The sequence below is a fragment of the Cyanobacteria bacterium GSL.Bin1 genome (assembly GCA_009909085.1).
Classification (GTDB): domain Bacteria; phylum Cyanobacteriota; class Cyanobacteriia; order Cyanobacteriales; family Rubidibacteraceae; genus Halothece.
In genome coordinates this window covers 1-20,217 of record JAAANX010000161.1, presented here as the reverse complement: position 1 = coordinate 20,217, position 20,217 = coordinate 1, and the positions used below count along the sequence as shown (strand labels likewise).

Genomic DNA, 20,217 nt, shown 5'->3' with positions numbered 1-20,217 from the left:
AACCTCTGGCTCGTGCTTACATTGGTCAAGGGTTGCGTGCTGACTTGGAACGTTTGGAGAATGATACGGTTTCGGCTTTGGTTGAAAGTTTGAAACGTCATGGGGTCAGTGATGAAGTTCTTCAGGAAGCCTTGAGTGAAGTAATACATAATTAATTAGGGTTGATGGCACGATCTCGTTTAATATGTATCTGCCATCGATCCAAAATTGCCACTGCTACGCCATTGCTTTTCCTCTACGTTTGTCCTTATAGAGAAATAGAATAGCACTTAAAGCCTGATTTTGAGTGGAGGCAGCAACATTTTCTTCAACAGCCAGATAAGTTAAAAATTCTTCAATTTCTTTGCCACCCATTTCTCGTGGGTGGCGTTTTTTATGGAATAAAATATAGCGTTTAATCCAGTTAATATAACTTTTTTCTGTTTTATAAGAGTAATGCTTCAAACGAATGACATCACGGACTTGTTCAAGGAGTTTTTTAGGGGGTTTGTCCATCGGGGGATATTCAGAATTTTTCTGGATAATATGAGTATGGAGTATGCTGTCACGAAAAATTATAGCTGTCATCCAAAAATATACGAAAAATTTCGGGATAATATTCTCTATAGGGGGGTTATACGGAAAATTTCTGTTTTTTGTCCTACAGGGATTGACTATACAGAAAATGTCGGTATAATAAATGGTTGGGCTGCAAAAGTACTCAGAGGAGATATCAACAAATCTGTTTGGGTGCATCAATTGAAACGAACCAGCTTACGCTCATCCGTTAAGCAATCCTTCACAAAAATTGCGGATATATGTCCTGAGGCAAGAAAATAGTAAAAGGGTAGGTCTTTAGATTTGACGAGACTGGCTTTTTTGTACTGGTTGCTCTGAACAATAAGAACATGAGGCTATTACAATTCTTCTTTTCAGCTCTTTGGGTTATAGGTTACGTCGGAAACGGTATTCTTTTTCTCTATATTGAGTGGTCTTATTTACGTCAAGGGTGGGTTCAAATATTCAATCCCTTCCTGCATGTGCAAGTTCTCCTAACTCTCTTATCCACACCGCTTTTCTGGATTTTGTTAGCGATAGCCATTGTGGGATATTACCTGACGACAACGATTGAACAGAAAATTGATAGGAAGGAGAAAGCAAGTAATACTGGATTAGATAAAAATTTATCAATTTCGCCACCTGCATCAACTAATACTCAGTCTCAACTTTCTTCTTCTTCTCCAAAACATGAAGAAAAGAATAGGCAACCTGATCATAAATCTACAAAACAGCAGGTTGAATTACTTGAATGGGCAATTCAGAGTAGCCAGAAAGCACAGTTTGACTATGAGAACCGTTATGGGTCAAAGAGCCATCGTACAGTCACACCAGTTCAATTCCAGACTATAGGAGAAACTTTATGTTTAGAAGCTTACTGTCACTTAAGGAAGTCAAAGAGAGTATTTTCAGTTGAACGTATAAAAAATATAAGTATTGTTTCTCCGAATGAGGCAAGCTATAACACTCCCCCATCCTCAGCAAAAATCAAGCCTAAATCTTCTGGCAATACTTCGAGAACTCTAGAGCGTATATATATTAGTTACTCTACAAATGACCTGGAGAAAACTGCCGATTCCAATTGGAGTAGCGTGGACGTTCTAAAAGAAATTTATTATGAACTAGGCTTTCGTTCTCGCATAAGGGCACATAGGTTGCGTGAGAAGATTTCCAAAAGATTAGCCCAATTGGAGAGTACACAATTTGTTTGGCCGACTACAACGGCTAATATCGGTTCGCAAAACTTGCCAAATGATGCATTTAAATATGAAGAAGGATTACTACGACATTATGGGTACAAAGTTGGTATTCATGGATTGAACCAAAGTGAGCGATTAGAAATTCTGGACTCTATTTTCCTACGTCCACTAATACCCATGAATAATTATGAGTATCTAAATGAGTGGGGTGAACCTAAGACTGCTCAGAGATTGCAAAAGTTGGCTGAATCTATCGCGGCATTTACTCGTAATGCAAAGCGTCGTAATGATAAAAATTTTGGTAAAGCTATTCAAGATTGGGAAACCGACTTAGCATATTTAAAGTCAACTTATTATGATAATTGTTTTTCGTTTAGATGGCCTCATACATAATTTCGGCATAGCCCAACACTGCGTGGCAGCGGACGGAACAGAAGTTGTCGTTAAAAGTTTGAGGTTATTTGCCGCCGCTGCACTTCACCGTTAGATGTATAGGTTTTTATCTCAAACTCAATAAGGTGTTTCAAAGCAGAGGCGTAACCTAATCACTGTTTAACTCAATTCTGTTCTTATGAGAGCGCGATCAGTGGGGAGGAAGCGCGATCGGGCGGGGGAAGGCGCGATCGCTGTTTGCTTCAATTCTATGACACTTAAGAACGCGATCGAGTAGGGGGAGGCGCGATCGCGCTCTTTTGAACGATTAATATTTCCTATTTCAGCAAGTCTTCAATCTCCTCATCGGTCAATCCAAATTGACGAAAAATCCGTAGGACATAAGCAGGGGACATTTCTTTGGCTCCCATATCAATTGGGACGATTTTGGTTTTACCTTCCACTACGCGAGTATAAAGACTGTGATCTCCTTTTCCTTCACGATAAAAACTGCATCCTGCCTTCTTCAAGAGTCGAATTAGTTGTTGTGGCTTTAATGAAGGGACATTCTTAGGCATAAACCGCTCTAAATTCGTAAGACTCTAAGACAGGTTCTTTTGACTCCAAGGTTAAAAATTCGTGTAATTCCTTGATTGAAATGGGATTGTTATAAATACTAGGTTGAGACTCATAAATTTCTTGGAACGACTCGATTGCTTCTTTTAACTTGGCAATTGCCTGATCTTGGGTATTCCCTTGTCCGACAATTCCATTTTCAAGGCATAAAGCAACCCAATACTTTTGACTTGGACGCAAAACAACCGTGTAAAAATCCATATTGGTGACTCTAACCGAATGAAGTGTATTGACATTTATTGATATTTTAACGAGAAGCGTAAAGCCTCGTTTGATTCAATTCTCTGTGGCTGAAGAGAACGCGATCGGTTAGGGAGGAGGCGCGTAGGTTGCAGACCGAGCCGAAGGCATCGCTGTTTCAATTAATTCCATAGCATCAGAGAACGCGATTGTTAGTAATGATATCGAAGCTGAATTAAAATGATTGCTTCCTCGGTTACTGCGTAAACCATACGATGTTCTTGATTGATCCGTCGAGACCAAAATCCCTGTAAATTCCCCTTCAACGGTTCTGGTTTTCCTTTTCCTGTAAAAGAGTGGCGTAATGTATCTTCAATCAACTCATGAATTCGCTTGCACATCTTTCTGTCATTACTGAACCAGTAGAGATAATCTTCCCACGCTTGTTGCCGAAAGCTAAGCAACATTTTGATTTGAGTCTCTTGTTAATAATTCCCGATCTTGTAGTTCTCTCATTGCTTCCTGCAACATTTCCGCATTCCGAGAACTACTCAGCAAATGCTCGGTATCATTCGCTCCATAAGTAACCAGATCAAGATTCTCATCAGTAATATTATCCTGCTCTAAGTCTAAAAGTAAATCCTGTAAAGATTCATTATCCAGCTTGTGAAGGTGGCTGACAATCCATTCTATAAGTTCTAAGCGTTCCATATTATCGTCATTAATCACTACCTCAACCATATCACTTCAAAGGCGATCGCGCTCCGTGCAGCGAATCTTCAATTTGATCGAGTGAGGAAAGCGCGATCGCGCAAATTCTAGTTTCCAATAAGCTACTATGAAACAGAATAAGGTGGTTCTCGAATCGTTATTTGCCCTTAGTTAGCATCACCAGAAACAAATGAAAGTTAAAGAGATCATCCGCCTTATTGAAAATGATGGGTGGCAACTTGCCAGAACTAAATGCAGTCATCGTCAGTATAAACATCCGACTAAACGGGGCTTAGTCACTATCCCAGGTAAGGCTAACGACGATATCGCTCCTGGAACTGAGAATAGTATCTTAAAACAAGCTGGAATCAAAAAATAAATAAGACGTAGGTTGTTCAAAATGAACAGATATTTAATTGTAATTGAAAAAACATCAACGGGATATTCCGCCTATTCTCCAGATTTGCTAGGCTGCATCTCCACAGGTACAACAATCGAGGAAGTGAAAGAGAATATGAAAGAAGCGATACAGTTTCATCTCGAAGGGATGAAAGAAGAGGGCTATGAAATTCCAATCCCAACAGCCAGCTCTTCATTTTTAGAAGTTGCTATCTAACGGAGATTTCGAGGAATTCTTTGGCTAGGGCGTTTGCGAAGCATAGGCTTAGCCTAATCGCGGCTTGAATCAAATCAATTCTATTGCATTGGAGAGCGCGATCAAGGTGGGAGGAAGCGCGATCGCGCCCCCGATTTCAAGCTTCTCTTTCACCAGATTAAGATAGAATCAGAATCAAATTTAAGAGACGACGCGCGATCGCTGCTAGGATTAGTTCTATAAAGAAAATGTAATCCAAGTGATTTTAAAAGAGAGCGTGATCATATCTTTACCTGGAAACATAATCGCACTCTTTAGAGACTGTTTGTGAATAAAATCTTAAGAAGAAAAAGGAAGGGATTGATTGGAAGCCAAACGAAAAAGACTTTTTTCTATTCTTCCATGTTTCTTCACTGGTTTACCGATTAACTCTCGGTCTCCACACAGAACTGAACAAGAACAATCTCAAAGAAAACAGCTTCGCGAGACGCCAATTCGATCAATCAAAAATTTCGGATAAATCTACAACCAATCCAGACAGAATATCCTCACCTGAGAGAGTCAAAGGATTATTTAATACTTCTTTCTTTTTCACCGGGCGGTAAATTTCTACTTGTCTATCATCGGGATTAATTAACCAACCTAAGTTTACTCCACAGTTTATGTACTCTTTCATTTTATTTTGCAACTCATCGAGATCGTCAGTGGGACTCATCAGTTCGAGAACAAAATCAGGATCGAGAGGGACAAATTTTCTTTTTTGTTGTTTGGTTAAACTGTTCCATTTAGAATTCGCGACCCAGCTAACATCAGGAGAACGAACTGCACCATTGGATAACTTGAAACCAGTAGAAGAATCAAAAACTTGACCCAATTTGCTTTGTTTATTCCAAAGTTTAATTTGAAAAAACAGTTCGCCATTGCGATTACCAGTTTCACCACCCGTTGGAGACATAAAAATTAAATGACCTTGACTATCTGTTTCCAATCGAGCATCGGGATTGTCGCGGGCAAGAGCTTCTAACTGGCGCTCGCTAATGCTATCAACTAGAGAAGAAAGATTCAATGTGAGTGCACTCATGGAATCGTTTTTAGGATTGGGACACGATTATTTTAACGTAGCACGCCTTGTAGAGCGCGAATCATGGTTTGTGGACGGGATGAGGGGGCGTATATGTGATCTATAGGTGATCGCTTCTTTAATCTGCTTGATAACTCCCAAACCCTGAAAAAGCAGTAGTCGATAACCAAAAACGAGCAGGTTATTGTCTTAATCCCAATCATGCAGATTAAAAGCACAAAGCTTGCATAATTGAAATCTGCTTTAAGTTTAGATATCAACGATATTTTGTCATCGGGCGATTTCTTATCAGATCCTTGATCACCCTGATCTAGTCTTGCCAGTACCAGAATTTGCTCAAGCCGTTCAACTTACGGTAGAAGAGATATTTGACTGGCTTAAAGCTTGAGGGATAATGGTAGAGATCGTTCGTTCCCGTCCGCAAGCAAAAGGACAATTTTAGGTCGGCTTAAACCATCACTGTTTCTTTCAATAATCCTTGAAATAAATGAAAGCCATCCGTTGCGCCCAGCACGGGATCAGATGCTCGTTCCGGGTGAGGCATCATTCCTAAAACATTCCCCTTTTGATTGGTAATGCCGGCAATATTATGGAGTGAACCGTTTGGGTTACTTGCCTCGTTGACTTTGCCTTGAGAACTACAGTAACGGAAGAGCACTTGTCCATTATCTTCTAAAGACGTTAAGGTGTCAGCATCAGCAAAGTATCGCCCTTCACCATGGGCAATGGGCAGGGTGATCACGGCTTTTTCAGGATAGTTTCCGGTCCAAATTGATTGCGTATTTTCTATTTTTAAGGGCACGCGATCGCAGACAAAATGTAACTCTTGATTGCGAATCAGTGCCCCAGGCAGTAAGCCCACTTCGGTTAAGATCTGAAAGCCATTGCAGATGCCAAGGACGGGTTTTCCTTTAGCGGCATGCTCTTGTACCGCTTTCATAATGGGAGAAAATTGCGCGATCGCGCCACAGCGTAAATAATCCCCATAACTAAATCCGCCCGGAATAATCATGACATCAAGATCAGAAATGTCGGTTTCCTGATGCCAAATCAATCTCGTCGGTTGCCCTAACAAATCTTGGGTTACATAAGCAACATCGCGATCGCAGTTCGATCCGGGAAAGACCACCACTCCAAATTTCATTCTTATCCTCCCACAGTTGTCGCTAACTGATGCAACTCAAACGAATAATTTTCAATGACAGGATTGGCTAATAACTGATCGCACATCTCATCCACTTGTTGGCGCGCTAAGGCTTCACTCTCGGTTGTAACGGTTAACTCAATATACTTGCCAATTCTGACGGTTTCCACGCCAGTATAACCGTGCTGTTGTAAGCCAGAGGCAACGGCTGTCCCTGCTGGATCAAGAACTGATGGACGCAAGGTAACATAGATCTGGGCTTTATAGGTTTGTTGACTCACAGTTTTTTTCTCTAAGCACCGCATTCCTAGAGTACAACATCCTGATCGATGTATGCTTAGTTTAAGCATCAGTGCTGATGCCCTTTATTTATGAAAGCATCTAACCCTGCTCGTTGGTAAAACCGCAAATTAATTAACTCTAATGACTGCCCAGCGTAATCGTTCCCAAAAACGCATTCTCAATCTCCTCCAGCAGTTGAATTCTGCCCTTTCTGCTCAACAAATCTATGTCGAACTGCGTCAACGTGAACAACCACTTGGGCTGGCTACAGTGTATCGCGCCCTTGAAGCCCTAAAATTAGAAGGGGCGGTACAAGCCCGCACCCTTCCGACCGGAGAATCGCTCTACGAATCAATCGAACATGACCAACACTATCTCACTTGTCTCAATTGCGGTCAGTCGGTTCCCATTACGGAATGTCCGGTCCATGAGTTGGAACAGAAATTAGAAACCTCCCATCAGTTCCAAGTTTTTTACCACAGCCTAGAGTTTTTTGGCTTGTGTCAGTCTTGTCAAATCATCAATCGTGACCCAGAAACTTCCAGTTAACGGTTTTGTGCAATGTAGTCTTCAACAAACTGTTTGAGGGGCGGCTTACTATCGAGCATCGTAAATCCAGCTTGTCTGGCTTCATTTAATACTTCTTCTGCTGTCTTTCCTTCCCGAAGACCGCGATAGGCTAAGACCATGACCCCAGCACGGAGGGCACTCCCACAATGAACGAGAGTAGGTTTGGGGAGTTCGTCGAGTTGATTCACCACCTGATCGGCCACTTGACTGATTTCATTGGGAGAGACAGGAATATGGACATAATGTAAGCCCATTTCTTGAGCTGTCTCTTGATGATCTAAAAATCCTTGTTCTCCAGGCATCCGTAAATTAACGACCGCTTGATATCCGGCTTCTTTAGCACGTTGCAGTTGTTCTGGGGTAACTTGTCCCGCGATCGCAAATTCTGGAGAGAGAGTAATTGTATTGTTCATTGTTACTTTGCTTAATAACTAACTAAGAAAATTTTAACAACTTTATGATTATTAACAGTATTGCTAGAGATTTTAATAATTGATCGGAGTGGTGGTCTCATCTACTGGTAAAGTTGAGAGGGTTGGTTTTGGGCTGTGGCAATAACGCGATCGCGCCCAGAATGGGGCAATGCCCATTGATAATGACATTCTTTGGGATTCCCCCAGCAAAGATTCAAAATTAATTCTTCGCGCGTTGTTTCCACTTCTAACCATTCTGTTGCTGCCACTTGTTCAGCGACAGTTTCTGCATCAATCGGTGTCGGAGGATTCCCCTCAGCCCATAGGTTTAAGTTCTGCGTTGCGTTTTGCCAAAATTCAAAAATTCTCGGTTTAACGGCTTTTAAAGTTTCTTTATCTTCTGGGATTGCAATCAGTTGGTTATGAAGTTCAGGACACTCGACTTCATAGCCATTAAAGCGACACAACCGCCACACGAGCCCTGAAACTTGATGTTGGCGCTGGTATTCATGAATTTGCGCTCGGAAATCGCGATAGGCAAAGACTTTACTTAACTTCTCTGTGCCAATTGCTTTGGCTAAGACTGGGTTATTGAGACGATCTGAAGAAGAAAATAAAACCCGTTTTCCTTGCCAGGTTGCCTGTAACTCTTGATCTAAAATCTCAATCAGTTCTTCCGTAGTGTAGCTCATAAGCAAGGTTATCCTGCGCCATCGCATTTATCCCAATTTAGCAAGAAAAGCGAAGATCCTACGACGATCTCAATTTTGACAAAAATAATAAATCCCCCACCACTTCGGTAGGGGATTTTTCCTTATCTCTAGCTAAAAACTAGCGAGATGATTGCAACCTCACGTCAACCAAACAACGATGAGGTTGAAGCGATGAGGAAGGCGGCATAAGTCAGGATATAGCCGACTGCAAAGTGAGCTAATCCCACTAAACGCGCTTGCACAATGGAGAGCGCAACGGGCTTGTCTTTCCAACGAACCAAGTTCGCCAGAGGAGTCCGCTCGTGTGCCCAAACAATTGTTTCAATCAGTTCTTGCCAGTAACCACGCCAGGAAATGAGGAACATGAAGCCAGTTGCCCAAACTAGGTGTCCGAAGAGGAACATCCATGCCCAGACAGACAGGTTATTCATGCCAAAGGTGTTGTAGCCGTTGATTAACTGGGCAGAGTTGAGCCACAGATAATCGCGCAGCCAGCCCATAAGATAGGTGGACGATTCGTTGAACTGAGCAACGTTTCCTTGCCAGATCCCGAGATGTTTCCAGTGCCAGTAGAAGGTAACCCAACCAATGGTATTCAACATCCAGAAGACGGCCAAATAGAACGCATCCCAAGCCGAGATGTCGCAAGTACCGCCACGACCGGGACCGTCACAGGGGAAGCTGTAACCGAAGTCTTTTTTGTCGGGCATGAGTTTGGAACCGCGGGCATCTAAAGCACCTTTCACCAGAATTAAGGTGGTGGTGTGCAGTCCGAGCGCGATCGCGTGGTGGACTAAGAAGTCGCCCGGTCCAATGGTGAGGAACAAGGAGTTATCCCCACTGTTAATCGCTTGCATCCAACCGTCTAACCAGACGTTACCATAATTGGGCCAAGCCGTCGTGGCAATGCTATCGCTGTTGGATAATAGGACATCCATGCCATAGAGCATTTTGCCGTGAGAGGCTTGAACAAACTGAGCAAATACCGGCTCAATGAGAATTTGCTTCTCAGGTGTACCAAATGCAACAACGACATCGTTGTGAACATAAAGTCCTAAGGTGTGGAACCCTAAGAACAGGGAAACCCAGCTTAAGTGAGAAATAATTGCCTCTTTATGTTGGAGAACGCGATCGAGCACGTTTCCTTTATTTTGTTCGGGATCGTAGTCACGGATGAGGAAGATTGCCCCGTGAGCAAATGCACCGACCATAATGAAACCAGCAATGTACTGGTGGTGGGTATAAAGGGCAGCTTGAGTGGTGTAATCCCGCGCGATAAAGGCATAAGGTGGTAGGGAATACATATGCTGCGCGACCAAGGAAGTCACCGTTCCTAACGCTGCCAGGGCTAACGCGAGCTGGAAGTGTAAGGAGTTATTGAGGGTGTCATACAGTCCTTGGTGAGGCAGGTTAAATTGCCCTTCGCTTTGACCCCCAACCAAACCTTTCTTGGAATCGAGCATTTCACGAATGCTGTGACCAATTCCAAAGTTGGTGCGATACATATGACCGGCAACAATGAAGAGTACCGCGATCGCGAGATGGTGGTGGGCCATATCGGTCAACCACAGAGATTCCGTTTGAGGATGGAAACCGCCGAGGAAAGTTAAGATGGCTGAACCTGCACCTTCAGAGGTGCCAAAGAGATGGTTAGCGGTATCAGGGTCTTGCGCATAAACGCCCCAATTACCACTAAAGAAAGGTCCTAAACCAGCTGGGTGAGGCTTCACGGAGAGGAAGTTATCCCAACCGACGTGCTGACCACGGGACTCAGGAATGGCCACGTGAACCAAGTGACCCGCCCAAGCTAAGGAACTAACGCCAAATAAACCCGCTAAGTGGTGGTTCAAACGAGATTCAGCATTTTTGAACCAAGATAGGCTGGGACGGAACTTCGGTTGGAGGTGGAGCCACCCGGCAAATAAGAATACGGCGGAGAGCAGTAATAAGAAGACTGCGCCTTGATAAAGATCGCCGTTGGTGGTCATACCAATGGTGTAGAACCAGTGATAAACACCAGAGTAAGCAATATTCACTGGGTTGGAAGCACCGGCTTGTGTAAACGCATCCACAGCCGCTTCACCGAAGTGAGGGTCCCAAATTGCGTGGGCAATGGGACGAACATTTAAAGGGTCTTTAATCCACTGTTCAAAATTACCTTGCCAAGCAACGTGGAATAAGGTACCGGATGTCCAGAGAAAGATAATGGCAATGTGACCAAAGTGAGAAGCAAAAATCTTTTGATAAAGATTCTCCTCAGTCATGCCATCATGGCTTTCAAAGTCATGAGCTGTAGCAATCCCGTACCAAATCCGACGTGTTGTTGGATCTTGAGCAAGGTCTTGGCTAAATTTTGGAAATTTGGTTGCCATAGCCTTTGTTGGAAATCCTCTTTGCAGATGAATGAGTCAATAAGTTTAGTTGAAACTTATTTTCGGGTTTGGAAGCACTGACTCCGAGAACCGAAGTTTTCAGGAGTCAGGCTTTGTCGGTTCACCGATTTTTTAAACCAGTGTTACCGTTTTTAATCGCAACCGTCAACTGACGGCGATAATTCGCGCTAAGAAGAACGCCCAAGTGGTAACAATTCCTCCTAGCAAGTAGTGGGCAACTCCTACCGCACGTCCTTGCACAATGCTCAGTGCGCGGGGTTGAATCGCTGGTGCAACTTTCAGTTTATTGTGGGCCCAAACAATGGACTCAATTAATTCTTGCCAGTAGCCACGACCGCTGAACAAGAACATTAAGCTGAATGCCCAGACAAAGTGTGCACCCAGGAATAACAACCCGTAGGCAGACAGTGCTGAACCATAGGAGTTAATTACGTTTGCCGATTGTCCCCACAAGAAGTCACGGAGCCAACCGTTAATGGTAATGGCACTGGTGGCAAAGTTACCGGAGGTAATGTGAGACACAGTGCCATCGGGAGATACGCTTCCCCAAACATCCGACTGCATCTTCCAGCTGAAGTGGAAAATTGCAATGGAGAGGGAGTTGTACATCCAGAATAAGCCGAGGAACACATGGTCCCAACCAGAAACTTGGCAAGTGCCACCGCGACCCGGACCATCACAAGGGAAGCGGAATCCGAGCTCTGATTTATCGGGGATTAAGCGGGAGTTACGAGCATATAACACCCCTTTGAGGAGAATGAGAACCGTAACGTGAATGGTAAAGGCATGAATGTGATGCACCAGGAAGTCAGCTGTGCCCAGCTCAATGGGCATCATCGCAACTTTACCGCCAACCGCTACTACATCTCCGCCAAAGGCATAACTAGCCGGCTCAATTGCGTTGGGAGCGGTGCCACCAGGGGCAACGGTATGTAAGTTCTGGATCCACTGGGCAAAAATGGGCTGCAACTGAATCGCGTTGTCAGAGAACATATCCTGTGGACGACCCAAAGCGCGCATGGTGTCGTTGTGGATATACAACCCGAAACTGTGGAACCCTAAGAAAATACAAACCCAGTTCAGATGAGAAATTAGGGCATCCCGTTGCCGTAACACCCGATCCAGCAAGTTGTTCACACTCTTCGCGGGATCGTAGTCGCGCACCATGAAGATTGCCCCGTGGGCGCCAGCCCCGACAACTAAGAAGCCGCCAATCCACATATGGTGGGTAAACAGAGACAATTGGGTTGGATAGTCGGTTGCCAAGTAAGGATAGGGTGGCATGGCATACATATGCTGCGCCACGATAATCGTGAGGGAACCGAGCATTGCCAAGTTAATTGCCAACTGGGCGTGCCAGGAGGTGGTCAAAATTTCATAAAGACCTTTGTGTCCTTCACCGGTTAAGGGTCCTTTATGCGCTTCTAAAATTTCTTTAATGCTGTGACCGATGCGCCAGTTGGTGCGGTACATATGGCCCGCAATAATAAACAGAACCGCAATGGCTAAGTGATGGTGGGCAGTATCAGATAACCAGAGGCCACCAGTTGTTGGATTCAGTCCGCCTTTAAAGGTTAAGAAGTCAGCATATTCCCCCCAGTTCAAGGTAAAGAAAGGTTTCAAACCTTGTTCAAAACTGGGATAGAGTTCTGCCATTAAACTCCGATCCAAAATAAATTGGTGGGGTAAGGGAACGTCTTCAGCTGCCACTCCTGAGTCCAGGAGTTTATTCACAGGTAAGGAAACGTGAATTTGGTGACCAGCCCAACCTAAAGAGCCTAACCCAAGCAAACCGGCGAGGTGGTGGTTCAGCATCGACTCGACATTCTGGAACCATTCCAGTTTCGGAGCGCGTTTGTGATAGTGGAACCACCCCGCAAAAATCATCAACCCCGCCATCACTAAACCACCGATTGCGGTGCAATAGAGTTGGAAGCTGTTGGTGAAACCGGACGCTCGCCAGAGGTAGAAGAACCCAGACGTAATCTGAATTCCTTGGAAGCCACCGCCGACATCCGCGTTCAAGATTTCTTGACCCACAATGGGCCAAACGACTTGGGCGCTAGGTTTGATATTGGTGGGATCGCCTAACCAAGCTTCGTAGTTCGAGAAGCGAGCACCATGAAAATACATTCCACTCAGCCAAACGAAGATAATGGCTAAGTGACCGAAGTGCGCACTAAAAATTTTGCGCGAAATATCTTCTAAATTGCCTTGACTATCAAAGTCATGTACGTCTGCGTGTAAATTCCAAATCCAAGTTGTGGTTTTGGGTCCTTTCGACAGGGTGCGGTCAAAATGACCAGGTTTTCCCCACTTCTCGAAAGAAGTTGGTACCGGGTCTTTATCCACTGCTACCCTGACTTTTTCCTCATTTTCCGGAGGACTAATTGTCATAGGGGGTCTCCTCTCTAGACAGTTTTAACTGTTATTCCCATGATGTAGGAATGAACCGTTAAAGAACAATCATTTCGTAAATTTATGATCACTATTGTTGTCTTTCGATACAACAATTGATCCCTTTTTACGGTTCACTGCTGTACCTTACTTGTAAATAATAGAGGGTAGTTTCGACAACTGTTGAGGGGGCTTAACAATACTTAAAGACTTTTCAAAACTTCGTGAAATGAGGATTATATCTCATTTAGCTCCCCAAAAAAGTCAAGGAGAGTTGCTTTATTTGTTACAAATTGCAATAATCAATTAACATTTATGTTAGTTATTGATTTTCCATTATTTATGATTTATTATTAACGATTTGTTCGTGATACGGTCACTTGCTCAGCAATTTTAATTTTATTGGAGTAAATTTAATTGTTCCTTTGTGCTAGCCACCTCAGCGCTTTCTTCCTGAACCTGCCCGGTTAAAAGTTGTTCTGCGGCTTCTAGCATCTCTTCTGACATTTCTTCGAGATCATCGCGATTTCCAAGATAGGTTTTGAGGGCGCTCATGGGGTCAAGGCTGACTTGTTCTGAGAGTTCGGGAACCCGGGGGCGGGCTAATTGACTAACCAACTCTGGGGAAATTGTGTAACTGTGGGCGAACTGCAGAGCATTTTGGAGCGTACGGGTTTCAATTTGATCGAGTTGTTCTGAACGCAGCTTGTATTTGAGACGAACAACTGCGTCAGGAATTTTTTGGCGCGCGATCGCGCTTTCAATCACTTTTTGCGGTTCTTCTTTTTTCGTTACATCCACATCAATGGTCAAGAAGGGACGCACGGACAATGGACAAAACTCCCACTGTGTCTTGCCTTTAGCCAAATGAATCAGAACATAGCCCTTTTCTTCCTTTTCTTCGCTAAAGTCCACCCGTTCAATGCTTCCCGGGTAGATCACCGGCGGTTCTCCCTTAGGATTTAAATTCTGATGACGATGGACATGACCTAAAGCAACATAATCAAATTCAGAGCGAATGAGAAATGAGAGGGGAATCGTAAACCCTTTTCCCACCGCTAAGAAGCGTTCTGCCCCCAACTCAGCGCGATCCGCCATCAAATGCCCCAGCAAGACCGTAGGAAGATTGGGATCAAGGCGACGAATTTCTGCTTCTAGAATCGGCTGTAATTTTGTCAGGAGTAATTGATTCACATCACTAAGAGAGAGCCCTTCTGTTTCCGGTCGAGTCAGCAAAGCCGAATACGTTAACCAAGGAAGAGTAATCACTTGCACTTCGCCATTGGGGGTATTGATGCGATGGGTTTCAATTTTATCGCCGACAATAAAGCCGGGAACCCCTAGCGTTCGATAAATCGATAAACTCGCCCCTCCTTTCCCTTGGGCGTGCTGGTCATGATTGCCCACCAGAAGAATCGTTGGAATATTGGCTGCCACTAAGCGGCGAAATTCACCGGCAAATGCTTCTTGAATATAAGGGGGTGGGGTGGCATCGGGAAAGGCATCTCCTCCAAATAGCACTAAATCCACCGGTTCGGCGAGGGCGCGATCAAGACAGGTACTCAGCGCCTTCCTAAAATCTTCAAGCCTGGTATTAAGACCCGTTTCTGGGTTCGTTCGTCCATGGGATAAGCCACTCCCCATGTGAATATCTGAAACGTGGAGAACTTTGATCATAAGAAACTCGAATCAAAACTTTGCGCTTCGCCATCTGTCTTTGGGAGATGCAGACCGCACTCTTGTTTAACCCCTTGAAATCGCGTGTCTCGTTCATGCTGATCGTTGAGGGAAAGGGGACGACTAGAATGCCAATCGCCAACGGTCATATAACCTTGATCAAATAGAGGATGATAGGGCAGATCATACTCCGTGAGATAACGATGCACATCCCGGGAATGCCAATCTAAAATCGGTAATATTTTATAAATTCCCGACTGTTCTCCAATGCGAGGGAGTTGTTGACGGTGTTGCGTCTGATCCCGTCGTAAACCTGCTAACCATGCCGTTGCACCTAATTCCCGTAAGGCGCGTTGCATCGGTTCCACTTTCCGAATTTGATCATACAAATTTAAAGAATCGACGTCTTTCTTTTCCCAGAGTTTGCCATAAAGGGCTTCCATGCGGGCAGGAGACATGGGCGATTGATAAACCTTTAAATTCAGATTGAGTCTTTCTGTGAGATCGGCAGCGAAGCGGTAGGTTTCGGCATGAAGATAGCCCGTATCAATCCAGATTACTGGGATATCTGGCACAATCCGAGTCGCCAGATGTAACATCAAAGCCGATTGAATCCCAAAACTGGTACTCATCACTAAGCCCTCACCAAAGGTTTGGGCTGACCATTGAATTAAGTCTTTTGCCTCAGCGTTCTGAAATTGCGCATTGAGTTCCTCTAAATTCAGTTTGGGTTGCTCTAATGTTGCAACGCTCATGGGGGTTAACTCCTCATGCTGATCGTGAGTATCGTTCTTGTCTTGTCGGAGATGAGAGGCAGGGGAAGAATGCTTAGGACTCGTTTGATTCATGTCAAGCAAAGATCAAAAATTTAGTTTGGTCACTCTTGACCAGAGTGATTTTCCCCAATTAGCTTACCACCTCCTACTTTGATCTTAAAACAGAATCTCTCATAATCCGGTCGGGAAAGGGGAATTTATGACAAAAGTTAGAGGCTTGGCTCAGCATCAACGTCTGGGAAATGTTGCTCTCTGTACAAGAGTGGGATTTGATGGACTTTACTGAGTGCGAAAGCAAAACAGTCCCCATAATTTAATTGGGCAGGATGGTTGCCTCCTTTACCATATTGTTGATAGATTTCTAAGGCTTTCAGGGCTAAGTCTTGATCTACTGCAACGTAATCTAAATCTAAGTAACTGAGGAGACATCTTACCTCTGCCAGTATCCCTTTGTGACAAGCAACAATCAGTAACTCTTGTAACGTTCCCGAAGAAATTAAGAGCTGGGGAGCTTGTATGGCTTGTTGGTAAAGGTTTTCCCAGCCTTTTTCTCGCAGCGCGATCGCGATGACCGCTGAGGTATCAACAATCATAAGGGAAGTCCATTATCGTCGTAGAGCGCATTGGGATCAAAAGGATTGGCTTTATTTTGAGCGGTTTCTTGCAAATCAGATAAATTTTCTGCCAGTTGAGCTTGACGGCGTTGTCGGCGTAATTCCTGATATTCTCGCTCTAAAGCTCTTTTCACAATTTCTGTTGGACCTTCACCGGTCATTACTCGCAGTTGTTGGATTAAGCGCTCAACTTCTGCATTTTTGATATTGATAGCCATTCGTTCTATATCATATTTCTACCCTTTTATTCTATAATTGTCGTCTAAACTTAACGAAACCCTGGTAAGATAATAAATGTTTACAAAATCAGATAGTCCCAGAAAATAACCCAATTCACAATAACCTATGATCGATTTGCCTAGCCTTTCCATTGATCCAATGGGAATTCGTTATGGATCCAGTAAGCTGTTCCAAATTTTAGTGCCCCTCACCAGCTATGTGGTGTTACGAGACATTTTTTTAAAAAAGCTAGTTTTGAAAGAAGCGGTGATTGAGAGAATCAACCAAATTCTTCCGAAAAATTCGTTTTTTGAGCAATTTCGTAGTGATTTACCGAAAATTTTTGACCAAACGGTTGGCTTTCTCTCTTGGAAAGTAGGATGCGATTTAGGGTTTTTCTTAATTGTGACCGGTTTGGGACCTTGGGAACGGGCATTTACTTGGTCTGGGTTACTGCCTTATACCATCATTCAATACTTCGTTTATTTCTTAATTGGGCGACGGATGTTAGTGGATGGACAACTCAACCCGTTTAGTCAAGGTGAAACGGAGACGGTAACTCCAGAACCGAGACCTTGGTGGAAGCGATTACTTTCCAAGTATCTTCACGAAGACTTAAACACCACAAATGAATATGTTCCGATGAGGCAAGTGTTTCTCAAGCCATTTGTCGATTATGGCGGACTGGTTTTAAGTTGGTCGCTTTATAATGTTGGCATTTTCTTTTTCCAATCCGGAGAAATGAATTTAGCCCCGGTTATTCAATTTACCTTCTTCCAGATGCTGACCTTTTATTTGGTCAACACTTATGGCTATGTCATTGGCTATAACATTGGCGAGTGGATTGAAACCGGAATTTCCGTCTTAGAAGAACGCTTCTCTGGTTGGAAACGTCAACAAACTCGCCTCATGGAAAAACTGTCTGATCAGGAACAACAATCGCTACCCTTCAAGTTCTATAATTTATCAGAATCAATTCAGCAAGCTTGGCAAAATCTTAAATATACCTACTTGTGGGAATTACAAGTGTTTTTAGGTCAATATGGCATTGGTCGGAAATGGCTTTTAACTACTGTCAGTGGCGTCTTTGCTGTCGTGTTGATTGCCCCGCCTTTTTCCAATGTCATGTTTTCAGTGGGAAATAACATGAGCGATATTTGGTTTCAACAGTTAGGAAAAGTGGATCAAGTACAAGTGGCGCAAATTGAACCTGCCATGTCTGATCAAATAAACCTCCCCAACTCAGAGGTGATCATTGCCCAGTTTCCTGAGTTTTGGCAAGCCCTCTATACACCCGAAACGCAATTTGAGAATATTGCGTTAGATGATGTGCCTTCTGTGGTCAATGAAGCGGACACAGATACGAATAGTTAGGAAGATTATTGTTATGGAAAGTTGCCGAAGAGGAGTTTTTATCTCCGTTCTCGGAGTTTTAGTATCGTTACTAGTTTTATTAGCAGTCGCCGTTGTATTTTGGCTATTTTTTTGGATTACCCCTGCATTTGCAGTGGCAGCAGAGCAACCTCCTTTAAACGAACAACCTCAAACCATCAGCCATGACAATAACCACAATAGCGTTGGCAACTTGGAAAATGATGTCTTGTATTACATTGTGGTTGATCGGTTCTTTGATGCCGACTCAAGAAATAATATTCCTGAGTTTGCCTTTAATCAGGAAACATCCGAACCGGAAAAACGAGTTTATAACGAAATGAATAAACTCTTACTACGGCATACCTATGATCCTAGCCATCGTCATATGGGAATGTATTGGGGCGGTGACTTAGAAGGAGTGATCCGCAGATTAGATTATTTGGAAGATTTAGGGGTGACGAAACTAGTCTTATCTCCGATCCAAGATAATTCTAATGGTTTGTTTTATCACCCGGATATTCACTCCTATCTTTATCGCGATAAGACCGAAACGGTAGAAGATGATTTTTATAATCATGTTTCTACTCCTTATCACGGCTACTGGACCAAGGATTGGTTTGAAATTGACGAGCATTTTCGCTCACCTGATGATGAGGGGGAGAATCGCTACGATATTTTTCGCCAGTTGCTGAATGAAGCTGGGAAACGAGGGATTGGTGTGATTCTGGATTTAACGATGAATCAAACTGCCCCGGGGCACATTTCCACAGAACCTCCCAATTTAGGGGCAGGTGGCTTTTTATTTGGAGAATCTTGGTTTGCCGATAATGGCGATATTTACCGTCATGGCAAACGGGTAGCAACCCATTGGGATCCCAAAACTGGGGAACGGGATCCGCAAGGGTGGTTTCATGAACCAAAGATCATTTGGGATTTTGATACCGCGTCTAAAAAGTTGATTGAAGAAGGACAAATTAGTGGGGGAATGCCTGATTTGAATCAAGATGCCCCACCGGTCAAGCAATATTTATTTGATGCGGCGAAGTTTTGGTTAACCTTTAATCAGGATCAATACCCAATTGCGGGTTTTCGTTTGGATGCAGTCAAACATATTAATGAAAGCTTTTGGCAAGACTTTGAAGAGTTTGTTCTCTCGATTAACCCGAAAGCAGTATTACTCGGGGAGTATTTTGGAGGCGGATACCGTGCGGAAGCGAGTATTGATTTTCTCCGGGAGACCAATGAGATTACCCAATATGACTTTAACTTGAGTGAAGCGGCGCGACGTTTCTTTTCGCGCGATCGCAGCTGGGATGGACGAACCTATATCATACGAGAAACGACCTTAGGGCGCAAAGGCAAATACTACAACTATAATGCCCTCACTCGTTTCCTCCACTGGGTCATGAATCCAGCGCAAACGTTAGAAATTCCCACAGCTTCCTTAGATGATATTCCCAACGATGAAGCTAAAGGTTGGGTAACCTTTGTGGAAAACCACGACAAACCTCGTTTAAAGACCTATTATCAAGATGTATCCGATGAAGCATATAAAAGTCTGATTGAGTTTCAGTTTACAGCACGAGGTGTTCCTCTGGTCATGTATGGCACTGAAACGGCTCTTGCTATTCCTTATCATCCAGAACACGATGGATTATTCGGTGCTGGTGGCGATCCATTTAATCGTCCCATGATGATTTGGCCAGGACATAAAGGGTGGAAAGCCGATATCCATGACACGACAAAACGGATGGCCCATTTGCGTCAGAATTATCCGATTCTACGGTATGGTGAAACCCGCTATCTCTTTCCCAAAGGGGCTAGTAAGAAAGAAGATATCTTTATGCTGCGAGAAGCGGCAGATGATGACCTTCCCAACAACAGTGCCCGTATTCTCTATGCTTATTCCACTGCAGGAGGAGAGTTTCTCGTTTCTTTGGCTGAGGAAGGCATACAGCGGGGTCGTGTTGTCGATACCGATCAAGAGTTAGAGTTGCCCAATGGGATGTTACCGATTCAACTCCAACCGGAAGAATCGAAGGTGTTTGTTTTAGAATAAGGCATTAGTCGTGGTGTATCGCTATTAATAAATTGCTCGATAAACCGCCCACGTACGGGGGAGACTTCACTGGCAACTGACCTAATTGCCAGACCGGTCGCAGTTGGTTGATTGGCTAGTCACTCCCCCTCTCGAACCGATGATTTTCTTCCGCTTCAATGACCCCCACCTACTTCGTGAGGTGGGGGAGTGGGGAGAGATCACCTTCCCGTAGCTGCGAATAGAGCCATGAGCGGTTAACGAGTAAACACTTCCAGATGTTTCTCTAGTTTGGA

Annotated in this window: 22 protein-coding genes; 6 read left to right on the top strand and 16 right to left on the bottom strand. The window is 43.9% G+C overall.

Annotation, left to right across the window (positions count from 1 at the left end):
- Positions 1–216: 216 nt before the first annotated feature.
- Positions 217–495: a hypothetical protein gene (locus tag GVY04_19135; protein NBD18170.1), complete on the bottom strand. Its 279-nt coding sequence runs from the start codon at positions 493–495 to the stop codon at positions 217–219.
- Between the two features lie 392 nt (positions 496–887).
- On the opposite strand from GVY04_19135, the gene GVY04_19130 reads away from it, so the two are divergent.
- A complete protein-coding gene (locus GVY04_19130) occupies positions 888–2,129 on the top strand; it encodes a WYL domain-containing protein (GenBank protein ID NBD18169.1) in 1,242 nt (413 codons plus the stop codon).
- A gap of 317 nt (positions 2,130–2,446) precedes the next feature.
- Here GVY04_19130 and GVY04_19125 read toward each other — a convergent pair whose 3' ends face one another.
- From GVY04_19125 to GVY04_19110, 4 genes are all read right to left on the bottom strand, one after another.
- Positions 2,447–2,686: an addiction module toxin, HicA family gene (locus GVY04_19125; GenBank protein ID NBD18168.1), complete on the bottom strand. Its 240-nt coding sequence runs from the start codon at positions 2,684–2,686 to the stop codon at positions 2,447–2,449.
- Positions 2,679–2,945, bottom strand: coding sequence for a type II toxin-antitoxin system HicB family antitoxin (locus GVY04_19120; GenBank protein ID NBD18167.1), 267 nt, complete (start codon positions 2,943–2,945; stop codon positions 2,679–2,681). The genes GVY04_19125 and GVY04_19120 overlap by 8 nt, the downstream gene beginning before the upstream one ends.
- Before the next feature lie 191 nt (positions 2,946–3,136).
- Positions 3,137–3,391 carry a Txe/YoeB family addiction module toxin gene (locus GVY04_19115; GenBank protein NBD18166.1) on the bottom strand — a complete coding sequence of 85 codons (255 nt, stop codon included), beginning with the start codon at positions 3,389–3,391 and terminating at the stop codon, positions 3,137–3,139.
- A complete protein-coding gene (locus GVY04_19110) occupies positions 3,381–3,665 on the bottom strand; it encodes a hypothetical protein (GenBank protein NBD18165.1) in 285 nt (94 codons plus the stop codon). Before GVY04_19110 ends, GVY04_19115 begins: the two co-directional genes overlap by 11 nt.
- A gap of 160 nt (positions 3,666–3,825) precedes the next feature.
- Here GVY04_19110 and GVY04_19105 point away from each other — a divergent pair, with 160 nt between their 5' ends.
- Together GVY04_19105 and GVY04_19100 are read left to right on the top strand one after the other, a co-directional pair.
- Positions 3,826–4,014 (top strand): addiction module toxin, HicA family, encoded by a 189-nt coding sequence (locus GVY04_19105; GenBank protein ID NBD18164.1) that lies wholly within the window; start codon positions 3,826–3,828, stop codon positions 4,012–4,014.
- A gap of 21 nt (positions 4,015–4,035) precedes the next feature.
- Complete coding sequence (locus tag GVY04_19100; GenBank protein NBD18163.1) at positions 4,036–4,251, top strand: type II toxin-antitoxin system HicB family antitoxin; 216 nt, start codon at positions 4,036–4,038, stop codon at positions 4,249–4,251.
- Between the two features lie 478 nt (positions 4,252–4,729).
- On the opposite strand, the gene GVY04_19095 is transcribed toward GVY04_19100, so the two are convergent.
- From GVY04_19095 to purS, 3 genes are all read right to left on the bottom strand, one after another.
- Positions 4,730–5,311 carry a Uma2 family endonuclease gene (locus GVY04_19095; protein ID NBD18162.1) on the bottom strand — a complete coding sequence of 194 codons (582 nt, stop codon included), beginning with the start codon at positions 5,309–5,311 and terminating at the stop codon, positions 4,730–4,732.
- A gap of 448 nt (positions 5,312–5,759) precedes the next feature.
- A complete protein-coding gene (gene purQ, locus GVY04_19090) occupies positions 5,760–6,455 on the bottom strand; it encodes a phosphoribosylformylglycinamidine synthase subunit PurQ (GenBank protein NBD18161.1) in 696 nt (231 codons plus the stop codon).
- Positions 6,456–6,457: 2 nt separating this feature from the next.
- Positions 6,458–6,760, bottom strand: coding sequence for a phosphoribosylformylglycinamidine synthase subunit PurS (gene purS, locus GVY04_19085; GenBank protein ID NBD18160.1), 303 nt, complete (start codon positions 6,758–6,760; stop codon positions 6,458–6,460).
- A gap of 118 nt (positions 6,761–6,878) precedes the next feature.
- Here purS and GVY04_19080 point away from each other — a divergent pair, with 118 nt between their 5' ends.
- A complete protein-coding gene (locus GVY04_19080) occupies positions 6,879–7,286 on the top strand; it encodes a transcriptional repressor (GenBank protein ID NBD18159.1) in 408 nt (135 codons plus the stop codon).
- Here GVY04_19080 and GVY04_19075 read toward each other — a convergent pair.
- The 8 genes from GVY04_19075 to GVY04_19040 form a co-directional block, all read right to left on the bottom strand.
- The gene (locus GVY04_19075) at positions 7,283–7,720 is read right to left on the bottom strand and encodes a phosphatase (GenBank protein NBD18158.1); all 438 of its coding nucleotides are present in this window, start codon (positions 7,718–7,720) and stop codon (positions 7,283–7,285) included. The genes GVY04_19080 and GVY04_19075 overlap by 4 nt on opposite strands.
- 101 nt (positions 7,721–7,821) lie before the next feature.
- Positions 7,822–8,412 (bottom strand): hypothetical protein, encoded by a 591-nt coding sequence (locus tag GVY04_19070; protein NBD18157.1) that lies wholly within the window; start codon positions 8,410–8,412, stop codon positions 7,822–7,824.
- Between the two features lie 164 nt (positions 8,413–8,576).
- Positions 8,577–10,805 carry a photosystem I core protein PsaB gene (gene psaB, locus GVY04_19065; protein ID NBD18156.1) on the bottom strand — a complete coding sequence of 743 codons (2,229 nt, stop codon included), beginning with the start codon at positions 10,803–10,805 and terminating at the stop codon, positions 8,577–8,579.
- A 165-nt stretch (positions 10,806–10,970) separates the two neighbouring features.
- Entirely contained in the window at positions 10,971–13,223 is a 2,253-nt protein-coding gene (psaA, locus tag GVY04_19060; GenBank protein NBD18155.1) for a photosystem I core protein PsaA, read from the bottom strand.
- A gap of 399 nt (positions 13,224–13,622) precedes the next feature.
- On the bottom strand, positions 13,623–14,900 hold the full coding sequence (sbcD, locus tag GVY04_19055; protein NBD18154.1) for an exonuclease subunit SbcD: 1,278 nt from the start codon (positions 14,898–14,900) through the stop codon (positions 13,623–13,625).
- Positions 14,897–15,655: a phosphoadenosine phosphosulfate reductase gene (cysH, locus tag GVY04_19050; protein NBD18153.1), complete on the bottom strand. Its 759-nt coding sequence runs from the start codon at positions 15,653–15,655 to the stop codon at positions 14,897–14,899. Before cysH ends, sbcD begins: the two co-directional genes overlap by 4 nt.
- Before the next feature lie 230 nt (positions 15,656–15,885).
- The gene (locus GVY04_19045) at positions 15,886–16,269 is read right to left on the bottom strand and encodes a PIN domain-containing protein (protein NBD18152.1); all 384 of its coding nucleotides are present in this window, start codon (positions 16,267–16,269) and stop codon (positions 15,886–15,888) included.
- Positions 16,266–16,508: a hypothetical protein gene (locus GVY04_19040; GenBank protein ID NBD18151.1), complete on the bottom strand. Its 243-nt coding sequence runs from the start codon at positions 16,506–16,508 to the stop codon at positions 16,266–16,268. Before GVY04_19040 ends, GVY04_19045 begins: the two co-directional genes overlap by 4 nt.
- A gap of 127 nt (positions 16,509–16,635) precedes the next feature.
- Between GVY04_19040 and GVY04_19035 the strand changes: the two genes are divergently transcribed.
- Together GVY04_19035 and GVY04_19030 are read left to right on the top strand one after the other, a co-directional pair.
- Positions 16,636–17,883 carry a hypothetical protein gene (locus tag GVY04_19035; GenBank protein NBD18150.1) on the top strand — a complete coding sequence of 416 codons (1,248 nt, stop codon included), beginning with the start codon at positions 16,636–16,638 and terminating at the stop codon, positions 17,881–17,883.
- A gap of 13 nt (positions 17,884–17,896) precedes the next feature.
- Positions 17,897–19,942, top strand: coding sequence for a cyclomaltodextrin glucanotransferase (locus tag GVY04_19030; protein NBD18149.1), 2,046 nt, complete (start codon positions 17,897–17,899; stop codon positions 19,940–19,942).
- Positions 19,943–20,217: the final 275 nt, after the last annotated feature.

Bases quoted from the DNA above. Each gene is read 5' to 3' on its own strand.
- GVY04_19135 (NBD18170.1), bottom strand. From the start codon at position 495: ATGGACAAACCCCCTAAAAAACTCCTTGAACAAGTCCGTGATGTCATT.
- GVY04_19130 (NBD18169.1), top strand. From the start codon at position 888: ATGAGGCTATTACAATTCTTCTTTTCAGCTCTTTGGGTTATAGGTTAC.
- GVY04_19125 (NBD18168.1), bottom strand. From the start codon at position 2,686: ATGCCTAAGAATGTCCCTTCATTAAAGCCACAACAACTAATTCGACTC.
- GVY04_19120 (NBD18167.1), bottom strand. From the start codon at position 2,945: ATGGATTTTTACACGGTTGTTTTGCGTCCAAGTCAAAAGTATTGGGTT.
- GVY04_19115 (NBD18166.1), bottom strand. From the start codon at position 3,391: ATGTTGCTTAGCTTTCGGCAACAAGCGTGGGAAGATTATCTCTACTGG.
- GVY04_19110 (NBD18165.1), bottom strand. From the start codon at position 3,665: ATGGTTGAGGTAGTGATTAATGACGATAATATGGAACGCTTAGAACTT.
- GVY04_19105 (NBD18164.1), top strand. From the start codon at position 3,826: ATGAAAGTTAAAGAGATCATCCGCCTTATTGAAAATGATGGGTGGCAA.
- GVY04_19100 (NBD18163.1), top strand. From the start codon at position 4,036: ATGAACAGATATTTAATTGTAATTGAAAAAACATCAACGGGATATTCC.
- GVY04_19095 (NBD18162.1), bottom strand. From the start codon at position 5,311: ATGAGTGCACTCACATTGAATCTTTCTTCTCTAGTTGATAGCATTAGC.
- purQ (NBD18161.1), bottom strand. From the start codon at position 6,455: ATGAAATTTGGAGTGGTGGTCTTTCCCGGATCGAACTGCGATCGCGAT.
- purS (NBD18160.1), bottom strand. From the start codon at position 6,760: ATGCGGTGCTTAGAGAAAAAAACTGTGAGTCAACAAACCTATAAAGCC.
- GVY04_19080 (NBD18159.1), top strand. From the start codon at position 6,879: ATGACTGCCCAGCGTAATCGTTCCCAAAAACGCATTCTCAATCTCCTC.
- GVY04_19075 (NBD18158.1), bottom strand. From the start codon at position 7,720: ATGAACAATACAATTACTCTCTCTCCAGAATTTGCGATCGCGGGACAA.
- GVY04_19070 (NBD18157.1), bottom strand. From the start codon at position 8,412: ATGAGCTACACTACGGAAGAACTGATTGAGATTTTAGATCAAGAGTTA.
- psaB (NBD18156.1), bottom strand. From the start codon at position 10,805: ATGGCAACCAAATTTCCAAAATTTAGCCAAGACCTTGCTCAAGATCCA.
- psaA (NBD18155.1), bottom strand. From the start codon at position 13,223: ATGACAATTAGTCCTCCGGAAAATGAGGAAAAAGTCAGGGTAGCAGTG.
- sbcD (NBD18154.1), bottom strand. From the start codon at position 14,900: ATGATCAAAGTTCTCCACGTTTCAGATATTCACATGGGGAGTGGCTTA.
- cysH (NBD18153.1), bottom strand. From the start codon at position 15,655: ATGAGCGTTGCAACATTAGAGCAACCCAAACTGAATTTAGAGGAACTC.
- GVY04_19045 (NBD18152.1), bottom strand. From the start codon at position 16,269: ATGATTGTTGATACCTCAGCGGTCATCGCGATCGCGCTGCGAGAAAAA.
- GVY04_19040 (NBD18151.1), bottom strand. From the start codon at position 16,508: ATGGCTATCAATATCAAAAATGCAGAAGTTGAGCGCTTAATCCAACAA.
- GVY04_19035 (NBD18150.1), top strand. From the start codon at position 16,636: ATGATCGATTTGCCTAGCCTTTCCATTGATCCAATGGGAATTCGTTAT.
- GVY04_19030 (NBD18149.1), top strand. From the start codon at position 17,897: ATGGAAAGTTGCCGAAGAGGAGTTTTTATCTCCGTTCTCGGAGTTTTA.